Origin of the sequence: Aneurinibacillus danicus, from assembly GCF_007991215.1 — a bacterium.
GTDB classification, from domain to species: Bacteria; Bacillota; Bacilli; order Aneurinibacillales; family Aneurinibacillaceae; genus Aneurinibacillus; species Aneurinibacillus danicus.
Genome location: NZ_BJXX01000287.1, coordinates 1 through 805 on the forward strand (window position 1 = coordinate 1; position 805 = coordinate 805).

Here is an 805-nt window from a genome sequence, read left to right on the forward strand (position 1 = left end):
AATAGAGAGGGGAATCACTATGACGGGCTCGACTTCAACAACAAAGACGCAAAACATCATTGAGAAAACGGAAAAATTCGGGGCGCGGAACTACCATCCGCTGCCGATTGTTATCTCCAAAGCGGAAGGTGTATGGGTAGAAGATCCGGAGGGTAACAGATATATGGATATGCTAAGTGCGTATTCCGCGCTTAACCAGGGCCATCGCCATCCGAAAATTATTCAGGCATTAAAAGATCAAGCTGATCGGGTAACCTTAACATCCCGTGCGTTCCATAACGACAGGCTGGGCGAGTTCTATGAAAAGTTGTCCATGCTGACAGGCAAGGACATGATCCTGCCGATGAATACCGGTGCAGAAGCGGTAGAAACGGCTATTAAGGCCGTGCGCCGCTGGGCGTACGACGTAAAGAAAGTGCCGGAGAATCAGGCGGAAATCATCGTCAGTGAAGGCAATTTCCATGGCCGTACAACAACGATTACATCCTTTTCTTCGGATGAGGCGTACAAGCGCGGATTCGGTCCGTTTACACCAGGCTTTAAAATTATCCCGTATGGTGATATCGAGGCGCTGAAACAGGCGATTACACCGAACACGGCCGCATTTATGACCGAGCCGATTCAGGGAGAAGCAGGTATTGTGATGCCGCCGGAAGGCTTCTTAAAGCAAGCGTTTGAGCTGTGCAAAGAAAATAACGTACTGTTCATTGCAGATGAAATTCAAACCGGTTTTGGCCGTACAGGTAAACTTTTTGCATCCGATTGGGAGAACGTAAAACCAGATATGTATATTATGGGTAAAGCT

The 805-nt window shown here is 48.0% G+C and carries 1 protein-coding gene; it reads left to right on the forward strand.

Translation table 11 applies throughout. The features are described from left to right. Positions 1-19 precede the first annotated feature (19 nt). The coding region (locus tag ADA01nite_RS21775; protein WP_146812515.1) for an aminotransferase class III-fold pyridoxal phosphate-dependent enzyme at positions 20-805 on the forward strand (786 nt) is incomplete at its 3' end.